This is a genomic window from Agromyces capsici, from assembly GCF_058349965.1.
In genome coordinates, this window is sequence record NZ_JBYRET010000001.1 from 2801120 (window position 1) to 2818057 (window position 16938).

Here is a 16938-nt window from a genome sequence, read left to right on the forward strand (position 1 = left end):
CGTGGCGCACGTGCCTACGCTGGAAGCGGCGGAAGGGGGCGAATGGACGAGACCGACGAACTCCTCTCGATCCGCGCTGCAGAGCTCTACTACGAAGAGAACAAGACGCAGGACGAGATCGGCCAGGCACTCCGGCTCACGCGCTGGAAGGTCGGGCGGCTGCTCGCGCAGGCCAAGCAGCGGGGCTTCATCCGCATCGAGATCCTGCACCCGCGCGCGCGGCGGCTGCCGATCGAGCGACGCCTCCGCGAGGAGCGCGGGCTCGACGACGCCATCGTCGTCTCCTCGGCGGGCGTGGTCTCGCCCGACGAGCTGCAGTCGCGCACCGCGCAGGCCGCGGCCGACTACCTCACGGCGCTGCGTCCCGTTCCGCGCACCCTCGGGGTGAGCTGGGGCCGCACGCTCTTCGAGATCTCGCAGCACCTCCGCAACGGCTGGGCCACGGGCGTCAACGTCGTGCAGATCAACGGCGGCGTGAGCCTCAACCGGCGTCCGGGCACCGCCGCGGCCACCGCCGTCGCGATGGCCCAGAAGGGCGGCGGCACCGCCACGCTGCTGCCGAGCCCCGCGATCCTCGAGCACCTCGCCACCAAGCAGGCCATCGAGTCCGACCGCGTCGTCGCCGGGGTCATCGACCTCGCCCGATCGGCCGACGCCTACCTGTTCAGCGCGGGCCCCGCCGACCACACGTCCGTGCACATCGAGAGCGGCTACCTCACCGACGCCGACGTCGACCTGCTCGTGCAGAAGGGCGCCGTCGGCGACGTCGTCGGCCGCTACATCGACTCCGACGGCAACATCGTCGATCCCGCGCTCGACGCGCGCACGGTCGGGCTCACGCTCGACGACCTGCGCGTCGGGCAACTGCGCATCGCGGTCATCGCCGGGCGCGCCAAGCACGCCGTCGCCGACGCCGTCGTGCGCTCCGGCCTCTGCTCGGTGCTCGTCACCGACGAGGCCACCGCACTCCACCTCCTCGACGGCTGATCCGCCGCAACACGAAAGCCAGGTCACCACCCATGTCAGGCACCTCCCTCGTCACCGCGCGCGAGCGCGCGCTCGCCGTGCTCGGCGGCGAGCCCGACGACGCCACGCTGCGGCGCTACCTCCACGGCATCGCCGGCGTCGACGCCGTCGGCCTCGAACAGCGCGCCGCGGCGCTCGGCACCCGGTCGATCAAGACCACGTCGAAGCAGTGGGCGCTCGACCGCATCATCTCGCTCATCGACCTCACCACCCTCGAGGGCGCCGACACCCCCGGCAAGGTGCGCTCGCTCGTGGCCAAGGCGATGAACCCCGACCCGACCGATGCCTCGACCCCGCGCGTCGCGGCCGTCTGCGTGTACGGCGACATGGTCCCGCACGCGATCGACGCGCTCGGCGCCCTGCACGGCGACCCCGACGACGGGAAGATCTCGGTGGCCGCGGTCGCCACCGCGTTCCCCTCCGGGCGCTCGTCGCTCGAGATCAAGCTCGCCGACACCGCCGAGGCCGTGGCCGGCGGCGCCGACGAGATCGACATGGTCATCGACCGCGGCGCATTCCTCGCGGGGCGCTACGGGCTCGTGTTCGACCAGATCGCCGCCGTGAAGGAGGCCTGCCGCCGGCCCGACGGCACGAGCGCCTCGCTCAAGGTGATCCTCGAGACCGGCGAGCTCGTGACCTACGACAACGTCCGCCGGGCGTCATGGCTGTCGATCCTCGCCGGAGGCGACTTCATCAAGACCTCCACCGGCAAGGTGCAGCCGGCCGCGACGCTGCCCGTGACGCTGCTCATGCTGGAGGTCGTCCGCGACTGGCACCGCATGACCGGCCAGCGCATCGGCGTCAAGCCCGCGGGCGGCATCCGGGCGTCCAAGGACGCCATCAAGTACCTCGTCACCGTCGCCGAGACCGTCGGCGAGGAGTGGCTGGTGCCGCACCTGTTCCGCTTCGGCGCCTCGAGCCTGCTCAACGACGTGCTCCTGCAGCGCCAGAAGCTGGCCACCGGGCACTACTCCGGCCCCGACTACGTGACGATCGATTAGGACGAGAGCACCGAACATCATGAGCTTCCTCGAATACGCTCCCGCGCCCGAGTCGCGCGCGATCCTGTCGCTGCGCGACAGCTACGGCCTGTTCATCGACGGCGAGTTCGTCGACGGGCGCGGCACCCCCTTCTCCACGTCGTCCCCGGCGACCGAGGAGCGCATCGCGATGATCGCGAGCGCGAACGCCGCCGACGTCGACGACGCGGTCGCCGCCGCCCGCCGCGCCTACGACCGCACCTGGTCGCGCATGTCGGGCCGCGACCGCGGCAAGTACCTCTTCCGCATCGCGCGCCTCGTCCAGGAGCGCGCCCGCGAGCTCGCGGTCGCCGAAGCGCTCGACAACGGCAAGCCCATCAAGGAGGCCCGCGACGTCGACGTGCCGCTCGTCGCCGCGTGGTTCTTCTACTACGCCGGCTGGGCCGACAAGCTCGACTACGCCGGGCTCGGCGCGAACCCGCGCTCGCTGGGCGTGGCCGCGCAGGTGATCCCGTGGAACTTCCCGCTGCTCATGCTGGCGTGGAAGATCGCGCCGGCGCTCGCCGCGGGCAACACGGTCGTGCTGAAGCCCGCCGAGACCACCCCGCTGACCGCGCTGATCTTCGCCGAGATCGTGCAGCAGGCCGACCTCCCGCCCGGTGTCGTGAACATCATCACCGGTGCGGGCGACACGGGCGCGGCGCTCGTCGCGCACGACGGCGTCGACAAGGTCGCCTTCACCGGATCGACCGCGGTCGGTCGTGCGATCGCGAAGCAGGTCGCCGGAACCGACAAGAAGGTCACCCTCGAGCTCGGCGGCAAGGCCGCGAACATCGTCTTCGACGACGCGCCCATCGACCAGGCGATCGAGGGCATCGTCAACGGCATCTTCTTCAACCAGGGCCACGTCTGCTGTGCCGGGTCGCGCCTGCTCGTGCAGGAGTCGATCCACGACGAGGTCGTCGAGCGCCTGAAGGAGCGCCTCTCGACCCTGCGGCTCGGCGACCCGCTCGACAAGAACACCGACATCGGCGCGATCAACTCGGCCGAGCAGCTCGAGCGCATCAACGAGCTGTCGGAGGCCGGCGTCGACGAGGGCGCCGAGCGCTGGAGCGCACCGTGCGAGATCCCCGAGAACGGGTTCTGGTACGCGCCGACCATCTTCACCAACGTGCAGACCTCCCACCGCGTCGCCCGCGAGGAGATCTTCGGACCGGTGCTCTCGGTGCTGACCTTCCGCACGCCGCAGGAGGCGATCGCCAAGGCGAACAACACCCCATACGGTCTCTCGGCGGGCATCTGGACCGACAAGGGCAGCCGCATCCTCGCCGTCGCCGACCAGCTGCGCGCGGGCGTGATCTGGGCGAACACCTTCAACCGGTTCGACCCGGCCAGCCCGTTCGGCGGCTACAAGGAGTCGGGCTACGGCCGCGAGGGCGGCCGGCACGGGCTCGGCGCGTACCTCGCGCCCGCGAAGGCCACGCCGGCCGGTCGCGGCACGCCGCGCGCCGTGGAGGCCGCGGCCGCGGCATCCGCCGACGAGAAGCCGGTCCGCCGCACCCGCCGAACCGCCCGCCCCGCGAAGAAGGGAGCCGCGAAGTGAGCCGCCTCGCCGTGCCCAAGACCTACAAGCTCTTCATCGGCGGCGCGTTCCCGCGCAGCGAGTCGGGTCGCACCTACGAGGTCCTGAAGGCCGACGGCGGGTTCCTCGCCAACGCCGCGAAGGCCTCGCGCAAGGACGCCCGCGACGCGGTCGTCGCCGCGCGCGCGGCGGTCGGCAGCTGGTCGGGCGCGACCGCGTACAACCGCGGCCAGGTGCTGTACCGCATCGCCGAGCTGCTCGAGGGTCGCCGCGCCCAGTTCGTCGCCGAGATCGAGGACGCCGAGGGCGTCACCCGCGCCCAGGCGACCGCGCAGGTCGACGAGGCGATCGATCGCTGGGTCTGGTACGCCGGCTGGGCCGACAAGTTCGCGCAGGTCGCCGGGGGCGCCAACCCCGTGGCCGGCCCGTACTTCAACATCTCGGTGCCCGAGCCGACCGGCGTCGTCGCGATCGTGGCTCCGCAGGACTCCTCGCTCGTGGGCCTCGTCTCGGCGATCGCGCCGGCGCTCGTCGCCGGCAACTCGGTCATCGTGGTCGCGAGCGAGCGGTACCCGCTCTCGGCGATCTCGCTCGCCGAGGTGCTGGCCACGAGCGACGTGCCCAAGGGCGTCGTCAACGTGCTCACCGGGTCGCCCGCCGAGATCGCGCCGTGGCTCGCGAGCCATGCCGACGTCAACGCGGTCGACCTCGTCGGCGCGGGGGCGCTCGACTGGATCGACCTCGAGATCGCGGCCGCCGACACGCTGAAGCGGGTCCTGCGCCCCGAGCAGGGCCCGGATGCCGCGGCCCCGACGCTCGACCGCATCGCCGCGTTCACCGAGACGAAGACGGTCTGGCACACCAAGAGCCTGCGCTAGGCGTCGTTCCCCCGAGACGTTCGGGGCATTCACAGCCCCGGCCCGACCTAGCCCGCGAGTGCGCGGGCTAGGGTCGGGCCATGCGCATCCTGGTGACCGGCGCGACCGGCTACATCGGCGGGCGACTGGTCCCGCGGCTCGTCGAGGCGGGCCACGACGTCCGCGTCATCGTCCGCCGGCCCGAGCGGTTGCGCGACATCCCGTGGGCGGGCGAGGTCGAGGTCGTCGAGGGCGACCTGACCGATGCCGCGGCGGTGGATCGCGCGACGCGCGACGTCGACGTCGTGTACTACCTCGTGCACTCGATGGGCGGGCACGGCGACTTCGCCGACGTCGAGGAGCGGATCGCGCGCAACGTCGCGTCCGCGTCGAAGGCGAACGGCGTGCGCCGGATCGTCTACCTCGGCGGCCTCCACCCGGCCGGCGGTGCGCTCTCCAAGCACCTGCGTTCGCGGGTGCGCGTCGGTGAGATCCTGCTCGCCTCGGGTGTGCCGACGATCGTGCTGCAGGCCGGGGTGATCATCGGCTCGGGTTCGACCTCGTTCGAGATGATCCGGCACCTCACCGAGGTGCTGCCGTACATGCCGGCGCCCCGGTGGGTGCGCAACTTCATCCAGCCGATCGCCGTGCGCGACGTGCTGCACTACCTGATCGAGGCCGCCGAGGTGCCGCCCGAGGTGAACCGCACGTTCGACATCGGCGGGCCCGACGTGCTCCGCTACGGCCAGCTCATGAACGGGTACGCGGTCGAGGCGGGCCTGCGGCAGCGGCCGATCGCGGCACTGCCCGTGCTCACGCCGTGGCTCGCGGGGCAGTGGGTGAACCTGGTGACGCCGATCCCGCGCCGGCTCGCGGTGCCGATCATCGAGTCGCTGCAGTTCGACTGCGTGATGCGCGAGCACGACATCGACGCGGTCATCCCGCCGCCGCCCGAGGGGCTCGTCGGCTACCGCCGCTCGGTGCGGCTCGCGCTCGAGAAGGAGCGCCTCGGCGAGGTCGAGACGAGCTGGCGCAACGCCGAGGTCGCCGGCGCCCCGAGCGACCCGCTGCCGAGCGACCCCGACTGGGCGGGCCACACCGTGTACGTCGACCGGCGCGAGCGTCGCTCGACCGCGCCGGTGGAGGCGCTGTGGTCCGTCATCGAGGGCGTCGGCGGCGAGAACGGCTGGTACTCGTTCCCGCTGGCGTGGGCGATCCGCGGATGGCTCGACAAGCTGCTCGGCGGCGTGGGCCTGCGTCGCGGCCGCCGCGACCCCGACACGCTGCATCCCGGCGACGCGGTCGACTTCTGGCGGGTCGAGGCGATCGAGCGCCCCAGGTTCCTGCGGCTGCGCGCGGAGATGCTCGTCCCCGGCCGGGCCTGGCTCGAGATGTCGGCCGAGCCCGACGGCGCGGGCTCGACGTACCGGCAGCGCGCGGTGTACTTCCCGAAGGGACTCGCGGGCCGGCTCTACTGGTGGGCCGTGTTCCCGTTCCACGGCATCGTGTTCGCGGGCATGGCCAACCGCATCACGGCCGAGGCGGAGGCCGCGACATCCGCAGCGGAAAAGGTAACGAAAAGGTAACGGTCGTTGCTAGAGTGACCTGCACGGTCCGCGCGACGGCGCGCGGGGCCGGAGGAAGGTCCAACCCGTGCGTCATGCCCCCGACGCGGTCGACCCGGCGACCGCGCCATCCCGAGCGCCCCTCGTCCGCCCCCGTTCCCGCCTGCTCCGGCCCCCGCGCCCACCCGTGCGCATCGCGCTCGCCACTGCGGGCGCCGCCGCGACCGCCGCGCTGCTCTGGTCGGTCTCGACGCCGACCGACGTGTACGCGATCGACGTGTTCGGCGCGCTCCGCCAGCCGGGCGAGGCCGCCGCGATCATCGGCCACCGCGGCGACCGCTCGCTGGCACCCGAGAACACCATGCCCGCGCTCGAGCTCGCGATGGACGAACTGGCGTACGTCGAGACCGACGTGCGCCTCACCCGCGACGGCGTGCCGGTGCTCTTCCACGACACCGACCTCGAGCGCGTCGCCGGACGCGACGGACGCATCGAGGACCTCGACCACGAGCACGTGCGGCGACTCGACGTCGGCGCCTGGTACTCCGACGAGTGGGCGGGGGAGCGCGTGCCGATGCTCGACGCGTTCCTCGAGGCGCTCGCCGAGCGCGACGGCGCCCGCGCGCTCGTCGAGCTCAAGGCCGCGTGGACGCCCGGCGAGGTGCGGCGCGTGGTCGACGTCGTCGAGCGCCACGGCCTGCGCGGCCGGGTCGTGCTGCAGAGCTTCAGCATCGAGACGCTGCAGTCCGTGCAGCGCGTCTCGCCGACCACGCCGCGCATCATGCTCATCCGCGAACTGCCGGCCGATCCGGTGCCGCTGGCCGAACAGCTCGGGGTCATCGGGTTCGGCACCACCGCGGCATCGGTCACCGCGGCCCCCGCCGCCGTCGACCTCGCGCACGCGGCGGGTATCGCCGTGCTCTGCTACACGCTCAACTCGCAGGACACCTGGGAACAGGTGAGCGCGCTCGGCGTCGACGGCATCATCACCGACCAGCCGAGCGACCTCGACGCGTGGATCGCGACCACCGCGCCGGGCACCTGACCGATCGGAACCCGGTCAGTCGACGACCTCGGCGTCGACGCCGAGCCGGCGCGCGGCGTCGGCGAACGTCCGGTGCATGGCGGCGGAGAAGAGCACGAAGCGCACGAGCGCGGGCGCGTCGGGCGCCTCGGCGGTGGTGCCGAGCGCGACCTCCGCGGCGTCGTCGGCCGGCCAGCCGTAGATGCCGGCCGACACCGCGGGCAGCGCGGCGGAGGCCGCGCCGAGCTCCGCCGCGAGCCCGAGCGAGTTCCGGTAGGCGTCCTCGAGCAGCGCGCGCCGGCGGGCCAGCTCGGGTCCGTGCCCCGGCCACACGGGGCCCACGGTGTGCACGACCCAGCGAGCGTCGAGGCGCCCGGCCGTCGTGGCGACGGCCTGCCCCGTCGGCAGCCCGTCGGGCAGCGTCGTCGCGCGCAGCTCGCGACATGCCGCGAGGATCGCGGGGCCGCCCGCGCGGTGGATCGCGCCGTCGACGCCGCCGCCGCCGAGCAGCGACGAGTTCGCCGCGTTCACGATCGCATCGACGCGCTCGCGCGTGAGGTCGCCGCGGACGAGCTCGATGCGCCTCACGACGCGGCCACCCGGGCGGTCGACTCCGTCGCGCCGGGGATCCGGCCGAGCATGCGCGCGATCGCGGCGATCTCCTCGGGGCCCGTGCGACAGCACCCGCCGATGAGTCGGGCGCCCGCCCGGCGCCACTCGCGCACCCGGTCGGCGTCGAACCCGCCGTCGCCGCGCCACACGCGCGCCGCGCCGTCCCACGATTCGCCGCTGTTCGGATAGGCGAGCCGCGGCGTCGCGGCCGCGCCCGTCGTCGCGAGGGCGTCGGACACCTCGTCAGGGGCACAGCAGTTGACGCCGACCGCGATCACCTCGGGTGCGTCGGACGCGATGGCGAACGCCTCCGCGAGCGACCCGCCGTCGCGCAGCCGGCCGTGCTGCGGCGTCACCGCGATCCACGCCGAGGCGCCCGTGCCCGCGAGCGCGCGCACGACGCCCTCCACCTCCGCGAGCGTGCCGACGGTCTCGACCGCGAGCACGTCGGCGCCCGAGTCGGCGAGCACGCCGATGCGCTCGCGGTGCCACGCCGCGAAGCCCGTCGCGTCGAGGCCGAGGTCGCCGCGGTACTCGGAACCGTCGCCGAGCATCGCCCCGTATGGGCCGACCGAGGCGGCGACCCAGCCGTGCCCGGCCTCGTCGCGGGCCCGCGTCGCGAGCTCCACGCTGCGCTCGAGCAGGGCCCGGGTCGCCGCACGATCCAGCCCGGCCCGTTCGCATCCCTCGAAGGTGACCTGGTACGACGCGGTGATGGCCACCTCGGCGCCCGCCGAGAAGTACTCGCGATGCGCGTCGAGCACGCGCGCCGGCTCGTCGGCGAGCACGCGCGCGCTCCAGAGCTCCGAGCCGACATCGGCTCCGCGCCGTTCCAGCAGCGTCCCGAGGCCGCCGTCGAGCACGACGGGGCGATCGGCGAGCACGTCGCGCAGCGCAGGTCGCGCCATCCGCTCAGCTCCGGTTGTTGGAGAGCTCGAAGATGCGCACCAGCTCGGCCACGGCCTCCTCGCGCTGGTCGCCGCCCTGCTCGTACATGTGGGACACGTGGGTGCGCAGGTGGTTCTCGACGAGGAGCTTGTTCAGCGAGCCGAGCGACTTCTGCACCGCGAGCGACAGCGTGATGATGTCGACGCAGTAGTCCTCGTTCTCGATCATCTTCTCGATGCCGCGCAGCTGGCCCTCGATGATCTTCGTGCGGTGCAGGGCGCGCTTCTTGATGTCCTCGATCACCCAGTCAGGATACGCCCGGGCGGCCGATACCCGTCCGGCGTATCGAGCGCGCCCGCATGCTCCGGAGCGGCACTGATGACGCGGACTGCTCCGGTTCGATACCGTGAACGCATGGCCGCCCCGCGCCCCGTCCTGCGCCGCCCGATCCTGCGCCCGGTCGCGATCGCCGGTGCCGCGATCGCGCTGCTCCTCGGGTCGGGCGCGACCGCGACCGTCGCGACCGCCGCGCCGACGGCCGCCGTCCGGATCGCGCCGGTGCAGGCCGTCCCCGCCGACGTCGACGACTTCACGTTCGCACGGTTCGGCGCCGTGTATGAACTCGGCCGCGACGCCGACCGGCGCTCCGAGTTGCTGACCACCGAGACGCTCGTCGCGGTGTTCCCCGAGTACGACCAGAACAAGGGCATCCGCCGCGCCATCCCACGCGACTACGACGGCCACCCGACCGACATCCGCATCGAGTCGGTGACGGATGCCGCGGGCACGCCCCGCCCGTACGAGACCGAGCGCAGCGAGGACGGCGGGTTCGAGCTGGTCACCATCGCCGCCGACGACTACGTGCACGGCGAGCAGACCTACGTCATCACCTACCACCAGCGCAACGTGACGTTCCAGCCCGACGACGGGACGCAGCAGGAGTTCTACTGGGACGTCAACGGCACCGGGTGGGCGCAGCCGTTCGGCGTCGTCCGCGGGGAGGTGCGGCTCGAGGACGGACTCGCCGAGACCCTGACGGGCGCCTCGGCGTGCTATCGCGGCTACGAGGGCTCGAGCACGCCGTGCGAGCTGATCACGCTGGATCCCGCCGCCGACCCCGCGCTCGTCGCGCAGGCCGCCGTCCTCGGACCGTACGAGAACCTCACGCTCGCCATCGGATTCGAGCCCGGCACGTTCGAGCCGCGCGACGAGCGGTTCACGTCGTCGCCCGCGGCGATGACCTCCGCGTTCGCGGCGCTCCTCGCGTTGGGGGCGGCGCTCGCGGCGGGCCTGACGCGGGCCGCCAGGTGGCGCGACCATCCGGGGCGCGGCATCATCGTGGCCGAGTACGAGCCGCCGGAGCGGCTCTCGCTCATGGAGGCGGCCGACCTCGTCGGCAGACCGTCGAAGGGCATCACGGCCACGATCCTCGCGGAGGCGGTCGCCGGCCGGCTGCGGGTGGTCGAGACCGGGCGGAAGAAGTACTCGGTCGAGGTCGCCGGCCCCGTCGAGCCGGCCGACCGCGACGCGCAGACGGTGCTGCGGGCGCTGTTCGGTCCGGCGCCCGTGCCGGGCTCGCGTCGCGCCCTGAAGTCGCGCGACACCACGCTCGGCACCAAGCTGATGAACCTCCGGCGCAAGGTGCACTCGCGCGTCGCGCGGGAGGGCCTGCGACGGCGGCCGGACATCGGGCTCCGCGTGCTGTTCGCGGTCGGCGCGATCCTCGCCGCGGTCGTCGCGATCATCTTCGGCTTCATCGCGCTCGACGAGCGGATGGGCGGACTCTGGCCGTGGCTGCCCATCCTCGGCGCGGGCGTCGCCGCGTTCGCGACGTTCTGGATCGTCTCGAGCGTGCGACCGCTGACGGAGCGCGGGCGGACCCTCCACGACCATCTCGAGGGGCTCCGCGAGTACATCCGCCTCGCCGAGGCCGATCGCATCCGCATGCTGCAGAGCCCGACCGGGGCGGAGCGGGTGCCGCTCGCCGACGCCCCGGGGGGCGTCACCACGACCGGTCCCGATCCCGAGCTGGTCCTGCGCGTCACGGAGCGGCTGCTGCCGTACGCGGTGCTCTTCGGCCACGAACGGGAGTGGAGCGACGAGCTGGCCGCGCTCTACGCCGCGCGCGGCGAGCAGCCCGGCTGGTACTCGGGCCGGAACGGCTTCAACGCGGTCGCGTTCTCGTCGGGCGTCAGCTCGTTCACGAGCGCGTCGAGCTCGAGCTGGTCGGGGTCGTCGTCGAGCTCGTCGTCAGGAGGGTCGGGCGGCGGCGGCTCGTCGGGCGGCGGCGGCGGCGGAGGCGGCGGGGGCGGCGTCTGAGTCCGGCGCCCGGCGCAGCGCCATCGCGGTGACTCGCCGGCTCAGGATGGCGCCGTTCAGGACTCGTCGGCGGTGCTGCGCTCGTCGGGCAGCGCGACGCGGCGCTCCTCGTCGATGCCGGGGACCTCGTCCTCCGGCTCGTCGCCCACGGGGCGCGCCTCATCGTCGGCGGCCTCGGACTCGGGCGGAAGCTCGCCGTCCTGCGCGACCTGGAACTCGTGATCGTCGGCGATGTCGCCGCCGACACCCGTCGACTCGTCCATGGGTCGAGCCTAGCGCGTGGGCTTCAGCCACGCCCGGGTGGATCTGGGCCGCGATGGCCGCTCTCGCCGCCGTCGGCGCACTGCTCGCCGGCGCCACGGGTCGACCTGAACGCGCGCGCCATTGGCGTCGGAGCCGCTACGGCGCGTAGAATACCGCGAGGCGCTCGACGAATCCGTTCTTCGGTCCGACGGCAGGGGTTCTCCCCGCCATGCTCGGCTCCCGGATTCGGCGCACCGCGACGACGGCCTCGACGTCAGATGCCGTCCGGCGGTGCGGGCCACCGCACGCCGGTGGCACGGGAGCCGATTCGCATCGGGCCCAGACAGGGGAGGACCATTGGCCCAGACGAGGCAGCGGCAGCGTACGCGCTCGCGTGACGACGACGCGCCCATCATCCCGATCCTCGCGCGCAAGGTGCGCGAGGTCGAGCAGAAGGCCCAGAAGAACAAGCTGGGTCCCACCAACCGCACGAAGTTCCAGGTGATCGCGCTGCTCATGCGCGAGGAGCGCGCCCGCGTGAAGGGCGACGCCGAGCTCGGCGACGCCGCGCGCGCGGAGCTCCTGAAGCGCCTCGACGGCATCGCGCAGATCCTGGCGAAGACCGCGGCGCGCGACACGAGCCTGATCACCCTCCTCGAACCGGATGCCTCGATCTCGACGGTCGCACAGCGGTTCCGGCGCGACTGGCTGCTCGAGTCCGGCGCCGACCTCAGCGACGACGAGCTCATCATCGTGCGCGAACCGGAGCCCAAGCCCGAGCCGGCCGTGAACCAGGTGATCCCGCCGTCGGTGAAGTCCCGCCAGCTCGCGAACCCGTTCCTCCCGCCCGACTTCAGCCGCGGCGCGCAGCCCGTGGTGCCGATCCGGCGACTGGCGAACTGGGAGCTGCTCGGGCCGCTGTTCAAGTCGTTCGAGGCGGGCTCCGGCGGTCAGGCCGCCTCCATGGACCTGCCCGAGGCGCCGAAGGTCGACCGGCTCGCCCCGCGCGGCCTCGAGCTGATGGCGCACCAGGCGCGCTTCATCGAGGCGGCGCGACAGGGCCACCGCAGGTTCCTGCTCGCCGACGAGCCCGGCCTCGGCAAGACCGCGCAGTCGGTGCTCGCGGCCTCCGTCGCCGACGCCTATCCGCTGCTCGCCGTCGTGCCGAACGTCGTGAAGATGAACTGGGCGCGCGAGGTCGAGCGCTGGACCCCGCACCGTCGCGCCACGGTCATCCACGGCGACGGCGACAGCGTCGACGCGTTCGCCGACGTCATCGTCGTCAACTACGACGTGCTCGACCGGCACATGGCGTGGCTGTCCACGATGGGCTTCCGCGGCATGGTCGTCGACGAGGCGCACTTCATCAAGAACCTGCAGTCGCAGCGCTCGCGCAACGTGCTCGCGCTCGCCGACCGGATCCGCCGCAACACGCCCGGCGGTGACCCGCTGCTGCTCGCGCTCACCGGAACGCCCCTCATCAACGACGTCGACGACTTCCGCGCCATCTGGCAGTTCCTCGGCTGGATCGTCGGCGACCGGCCGTCGCCCGAACTGCTCGGCAGGCTCGAGGAGACCGGGCTGACGCCGGCCGAGCCCGGCTTCTACGCCGAGGCCCGCCGCACGGTGATCGACCTCGGCATCGTCCGCCGCCGCAAGAAGGACGTCGCGGCCGACCTGCCCGACAAGCGCATCGCCGACCTCCCCGTCGAGCTCGACGACGAGCTGGGCCGCTCGATCCGCGCCGCGGAACGCGAGCTCGGCAACCGCCTCGCGACCCGGTTCCGCACGCTCGTGGAGTCCCGCAAGCTCCGCGTGGGCGACCTCGACGAGCTCGAGCGCGACCAGTACATCCGCGCGGTCGCCCTGTCCGAGCTCGAGGAGTCGAAGTCGGCGAAGTCCGGCGAGAACGTCTTCACGATGGTGCGCCGCATCGGCCAGGCGAAGGCCGGGCTCGCGGCCGACTACGCCGCGCAGCTGGCCCGCTCGGCCGGCAAGGTCGTCTTCTTCGCCAAGCACATCGACGTCATGGACCAGGCCGAGGCCTCGTTCGCGGCCCGCGAGCTGCGCACGGTCTCCATCCGCGGCGACCAGAACGCGATCGCACGCCAGCAGGCGATCGACGCGTTCAACACCGATCCCGAGGTCTCGATCGCCGTGTGCTCGCTCACCGCGGCGGGCGTCGGCGTGAACCTGCAGTCCGCGTCGAACGTCGTGCTCGCCGAGCTCAGCTGGACGGCGGCCGAGCAGACGCAGGCCATCGACCGCGTGCACCGCATCGGCCAGGACGAGCCTGTGACCGCGTGGCGGATCATCGCCGCGCACACCGTCGACGCGCGCATCGCCGAGCTGATCGACCAGAAGCAGGGACTCGCACTGCGCGCGCTCGACGGCAGCGACATCGAGCCGGGCTCGGCCGACTCCGTGCAGCTCGACGCGCTCCAGCACCTGCTGCGCCAGGCGCTCGACGGCGCGCTGTAGGCGAGGGTCGCGGCATCCGCGCCATGCGCGACGGATGCCGCGACCCCGCTAGACTCCCCACGTTCGCGCCTCGATGAAGCGGCCCCTCCGCGAACGTCCACCTCACGAGGAGTCAACCAGTGGTCATGAAGATCGGCATTCTCACGAGCGGCGGCGACTGCCCCGGCCTGAACGCGGTCATCCGCGGCGCGGTCCTCAAGGGCGTCATCACGCACGAGGCGGAATTCGTGGGCTTCCGGTGGGGCTGGAAGGGCGTCGTCGAGGGCGACATCGTCCCCGTGACCCGCCACGACGTGCGCGGCCTCTCCAAGCAGGGCGGCACCATCCTCGGCTCGAGTCGCACCAACCCCTTCGAGGGCGAGAACGGCGGCCCCGACAACATCCGTCGCATGCTCGAGGCCGAGGGCATCGACGCGATCATCGCGATCGGCGGCGAGGGCACCCTCACCGCCGCCCGACGACTCGTCGACGAGGGCGGGCTGCCGGTCATCGGCGTGCCGAAGACGATCGACAACGACCTCGCCGCCACCGACTACTCCTTCGGCTTCGACACGGCCGTCGAGATCGCGACCGAGGCGATCGACCGGCTGCGCACCACGGCCGAGTCGCACAACCGGTGCATGGTGCTCGAGGTCATGGGCCGGCACGTCGGCTGGATCGCGCTGCACTCGGGCATGGCCGGCGGCGCGCACGCCATCCTGATCCCCGAGCAGCCCATGGGCATCGACGAGATCTGCCACTACGTCGACTCGGTCCGCGAGCGCGGCCGCGCGCCCCTCATCGTGGTCGCCGAGGGCTTCAAGCTCGACACGATGGAGGAGGCGCACTCGCACCTCGGCCTCGACGCGTTCAACCGGCCGCGCCTCGGCGGCATCGCCGAGAAGCTCGCGCCGATGATCGAGGAGCGCACGGGCATCGAGTCGCGGCACACGGTGCTCGGCCACATCCAGCGCGGCGGGGCGCCGTCGGCCTACGACCGGGTGCTCGCGACGCGACTCGGAATGGCCGCGGTCGACGCGGCCGTCGACGGCGCCTGGGGCAGCATGGTCACGCTGCGCGGCACCGACATCGCGCGCGTGTCCATCGCGGAGGCGACCGGCGGCCTCAACCTGGTGCCGCAGTCTCGTTACGACGAGGCGCGGATCCTCTTCGGCTGAGCCGGGCCGCCGGGCTGGAGGGCCGATGAGCCGATGACGGGGTCGCGGATGGCGCTGCCGCAGGTGTGCGTCTGCTACCTGCTGCGCGAGGCCGACGGGCGTCGCGAGGTGCTGCTCGGGCGCAAGAAGCACGGCCTCGGGCAGGGGTACTTCGTCGGGCTCGGCGGCAAGCTCGAGCCGGGGGAGTCCGCCGTCGACGCCGCCGTGCGCGAGGTGCACGAGGAGTCCGGCGTCACCGTGCGGGCCGGCGACCTCGAGGCGCGGGGCCTGCTCACCTACCTCTTCCCGCACCGCGAGGCGTGGAGCCAGGAGTCGAGCGTGTTCGTCGCACGCACGTTCACGGGCGAGCCCGCGCCGTCCGACGAGCTCGACCCGGTGTGGTTCCCTCTCGACGCGGTGCCGCTCCACGAGATGTGGGACGACGCGCGGCGGTGGCTTCCCGGCGTCCTCGGCGGCGGGCGCGTACGGAGAACCTTCGTGTTCGGCGAGGATCTCGCGACCGTGGTGCACGAGCAGGATCACGTCGCGTAGGATCGACGGGGCTCGGCGCTCGCCGAATTCCACAAACCCGCCATCCGTGAACATCAGGCGAACACGTCGCCGATCGCTCAGAAAGACGCCGGTGGATCTCACCCTCATCGTCGTGCTGGTCATCGCACTGGCGCTCTTCTTCGACTTCACGAACGGTTTCCACGACACCGCGAACGCGATGGCGACGCCCATCGCGACCGGTGCGCTGCGCCCGAAGGTGGCCGTCGCGGTCGCCGCGGTCCTGAACCTCATCGGCGCCTTCCTGTCGACCGAGGTGGCCAAGACGATCTCGGGCGGGATCATCCGCGAGGGCGAGGGCGGCGTGCTGATCACGCCCGAGCTCATCTTCGCGGGGCTGATCGGCGCGATCACCTGGAACATGGTCACCTGGCTGCTCGGCCTGCCGTCGTCGTCCAGTCACGCGCTCTTCGGCGGGCTGATCGGCGCCGCCATCGTCGGGTTCGGCGTGCAGGCGATCGACGGCGCGGTCGTGATGTCCAAGATCATCCTGCCCGCCCTGCTCGCGCCCCTCACCGCGGGACTCGTCGCGTTCACCGCGACGAAGCTCGCGTACGCCATCACGCGGCGCTACGACGGCAAGCCCGACGGCCGCGACGGGTTCCGCTACGCGCAGGTCTTCTCCAGTTCGCTCGTCGCGCTCGCGCACGGCACCAACGACGCGCAGAAGACGATGGGCGTGATCACCCTCACGCTCATCTCGGTGGGCGCGCAGCCGGTCGGATCGGGCCCCGAGACGTGGGTCGTCGTGACCTGCGCCATCGCCATCGCGCTCGGCACCTACATGGGCGGATGGCGCATCATCAAGACCCTCGGCACGGGCCTCACCGACGTCAAGCCCGCGCAGGGCTTCGCGGCCGAGACCGCGACGGCGGCCACCATCCTCGCCTCCAGCCACCTCGGCTTCGCGCTCTCGACCACGCAGGTCGCCTCGGGCTCGGTCATCGGATCGGGCCTCGGCCGCCGCGGCTCGAAGGTGCGGTGGCGCACGGCGGGCCGGATCGGCATCGGCTGGCTGCTCACCCTGCCCGCCGCGGGCGGCGTGGGCGCCCTCGCCGCCGTGATCGCGCTGACCGGCACCGCCGGGGTCATCATCGCCGCGATCGGGGCCGCGGCCGTCATCGGCGGCATCTTCCTCTGGTCCCGCCGCGAGGAGGTCTCGCACCGCAACGTGCTGAGCGAGGTCGCCGACTCGGGCCGCGCCGTGAAGATCAAGCGCAACCCGAAGCCGAAGCGGAAAGTGGCCTCGTGATCGACTGGTTCTCGTTCGTCATCGTGCTCGTCGCCTCGCTCGTGGGCGCGAGCGTGGTCGTCAGCCTCTTCTCGCTCGGCCTGCGCCTGCTCACCGTCGCCGGCCGCACGCCGGTCGTCGCCCCGGCGGAGTTCACGGACGCGATCACGGTGATCACGCCGGAAGAGGCGGCGAAGGCCGCCAAGCGCGCCGAGAAGGCCGCCCGCAAGAGCCCGCTCACCGACGGGCAGAAGCGCGTGGCCCGGGTCAGCGCGTGGGCCTGCTTCGCGCTCAGCGGGATCGCGGTGCTGTACGGGATCTTCCTGATCGTGCCGGCCCTGCACGGCCTCGTGGCCTAGATCCGGGCACGATCCGACACGGGCCGTCGTCGTCCCACCCGACCTCCCCGCTCGAGCCGAGCGGA

At 72.6% G+C, this 16938-nt stretch carries 16 protein-coding genes; 12 read left to right on the forward strand and 4 right to left on the reverse strand.

The genetic code is table 11. The features are described from left to right. Nucleotides 1-42: 42 nt before the first annotated feature. The 6 genes from AC3RKB_RS13025 (at nucleotide 43) to AC3RKB_RS13050 (ending at nucleotide 7055) form a co-directional block, all read left to right on the forward strand. Nucleotides 43-987: a sugar-binding transcriptional regulator gene (locus tag AC3RKB_RS13025; protein WP_491436567.1), complete on the forward strand. Its 945-nt coding sequence runs from the start codon at nucleotides 43-45 to the stop codon at nucleotides 985-987. Nucleotides 988-1019: 32 nt separating this feature from the next. Beyond that, entirely contained in the window at nucleotides 1020-2027 is a 1008-nt protein-coding gene (gene deoC / locus AC3RKB_RS13030) for a deoxyribose-phosphate aldolase (protein ID WP_491436568.1), read from the forward strand. Between the two features lie 19 nt (nucleotides 2028-2046). Continuing rightward, the gene (locus AC3RKB_RS13035; RefSeq protein ID WP_491436569.1) at nucleotides 2047-3609 is read left to right on the forward strand and encodes an aldehyde dehydrogenase family protein; all 1563 of its coding nucleotides are present in this window, start codon (nucleotides 2047-2049) and stop codon (nucleotides 3607-3609) included. Next, nucleotides 3606-4466 (forward strand): aldehyde dehydrogenase family protein, encoded by an 861-nt coding sequence (locus tag AC3RKB_RS13040; RefSeq protein WP_491436570.1) that lies wholly within the window; start codon nucleotides 3606-3608, stop codon nucleotides 4464-4466. Before AC3RKB_RS13035 ends, AC3RKB_RS13040 begins: the two co-directional genes overlap by 4 nt. 80 nt (nucleotides 4467-4546) lie before the next feature. Next, a complete protein-coding gene (locus tag AC3RKB_RS13045; RefSeq protein WP_491436571.1) occupies nucleotides 4547-6031 on the forward strand; it encodes an SDR family oxidoreductase in 1485 nt (494 codons plus the stop codon). Between the two features lie 67 nt (nucleotides 6032-6098). Then, nucleotides 6099-7055, forward strand: coding sequence for a glycerophosphodiester phosphodiesterase (locus tag AC3RKB_RS13050; protein WP_491436572.1), 957 nt, complete (start codon nucleotides 6099-6101; stop codon nucleotides 7053-7055). A 15-nt stretch (nucleotides 7056-7070) separates the two neighbouring features. Here AC3RKB_RS13050 and AC3RKB_RS13055 read toward each other — a convergent pair whose 3' ends face one another. Genes AC3RKB_RS13055 through AC3RKB_RS13065 form a run of 3 tightly spaced genes read right to left on the reverse strand, consistent with a single transcriptional unit; the run spans nucleotide 7071 to nucleotide 8837 of the window. Beyond that, nucleotides 7071-7622, reverse strand: coding sequence for an O-acetyl-ADP-ribose deacetylase (locus AC3RKB_RS13055; RefSeq protein WP_491436573.1), 552 nt, complete (start codon nucleotides 7620-7622; stop codon nucleotides 7071-7073). After that, nucleotides 7619-8554: a homocysteine S-methyltransferase gene (mmuM, locus tag AC3RKB_RS13060; RefSeq protein ID WP_491436574.1), complete on the reverse strand. Its 936-nt coding sequence runs from the start codon at nucleotides 8552-8554 to the stop codon at nucleotides 7619-7621. The genes AC3RKB_RS13055 and mmuM overlap by 4 nt, the downstream gene beginning before the upstream one ends. A gap of 4 nt (nucleotides 8555-8558) precedes the next feature. Continuing rightward, nucleotides 8559-8837, reverse strand: coding sequence for a metal-sensitive transcriptional regulator (locus AC3RKB_RS13065; protein WP_324613084.1), 279 nt, complete (start codon nucleotides 8835-8837; stop codon nucleotides 8559-8561). A gap of 111 nt (nucleotides 8838-8948) precedes the next feature. Here AC3RKB_RS13065 and AC3RKB_RS13070 point away from each other — a divergent pair, with 111 nt between their 5' ends. After that, on the forward strand, nucleotides 8949-10853 hold the full coding sequence (locus AC3RKB_RS13070) for a DUF2207 domain-containing protein (protein WP_491436575.1): 1905 nt from the start codon (nucleotides 8949-8951) through the stop codon (nucleotides 10851-10853). 56 nt (nucleotides 10854-10909) lie between these two features. Here AC3RKB_RS13070 and AC3RKB_RS13075 read toward each other — a convergent pair whose 3' ends face one another. Continuing rightward, nucleotides 10910-11116 carry a hypothetical protein gene (locus AC3RKB_RS13075; RefSeq protein WP_491436576.1) on the reverse strand — a complete coding sequence of 69 codons (207 nt, stop codon included), beginning with the start codon at nucleotides 11114-11116 and terminating at the stop codon, nucleotides 10910-10912. Nucleotides 11117-11453: 337 nt separating this feature from the next. Here AC3RKB_RS13075 and AC3RKB_RS13080 point away from each other — a divergent pair, with 337 nt between their 5' ends. The 5 genes from AC3RKB_RS13080 (at nucleotide 11454) to AC3RKB_RS13100 (ending at nucleotide 16873) form a co-directional block, all read left to right on the forward strand. Beyond that, complete coding sequence (locus tag AC3RKB_RS13080; protein WP_491436577.1) at nucleotides 11454-13577, forward strand: DEAD/DEAH box helicase; 2124 nt, start codon at nucleotides 11454-11456, stop codon at nucleotides 13575-13577. Between the two features lie 125 nt (nucleotides 13578-13702). Next, on the forward strand, nucleotides 13703-14734 hold the full coding sequence (locus AC3RKB_RS13085; RefSeq protein WP_491436578.1) for a 6-phosphofructokinase: 1032 nt from the start codon (nucleotides 13703-13705) through the stop codon (nucleotides 14732-14734). 33 nt (nucleotides 14735-14767) lie between these two features. Further along, nucleotides 14768-15265 (forward strand): 8-oxo-dGTP diphosphatase, encoded by a 498-nt coding sequence (locus AC3RKB_RS13090; RefSeq protein ID WP_491436579.1) that lies wholly within the window; start codon nucleotides 14768-14770, stop codon nucleotides 15263-15265. Between the two features lie 91 nt (nucleotides 15266-15356). Next, nucleotides 15357-16535, forward strand: coding sequence for an inorganic phosphate transporter (locus AC3RKB_RS13095; RefSeq protein WP_491436580.1), 1179 nt, complete (start codon nucleotides 15357-15359; stop codon nucleotides 16533-16535). Beyond that, complete coding sequence (locus tag AC3RKB_RS13100; RefSeq protein WP_491436581.1) at nucleotides 16532-16873, forward strand: peptidase; 342 nt, start codon at nucleotides 16532-16534, stop codon at nucleotides 16871-16873. The genes AC3RKB_RS13095 and AC3RKB_RS13100 overlap by 4 nt, the downstream gene beginning before the upstream one ends. The last annotated feature ends 65 nt before the right edge of the window (nucleotides 16874-16938 follow it).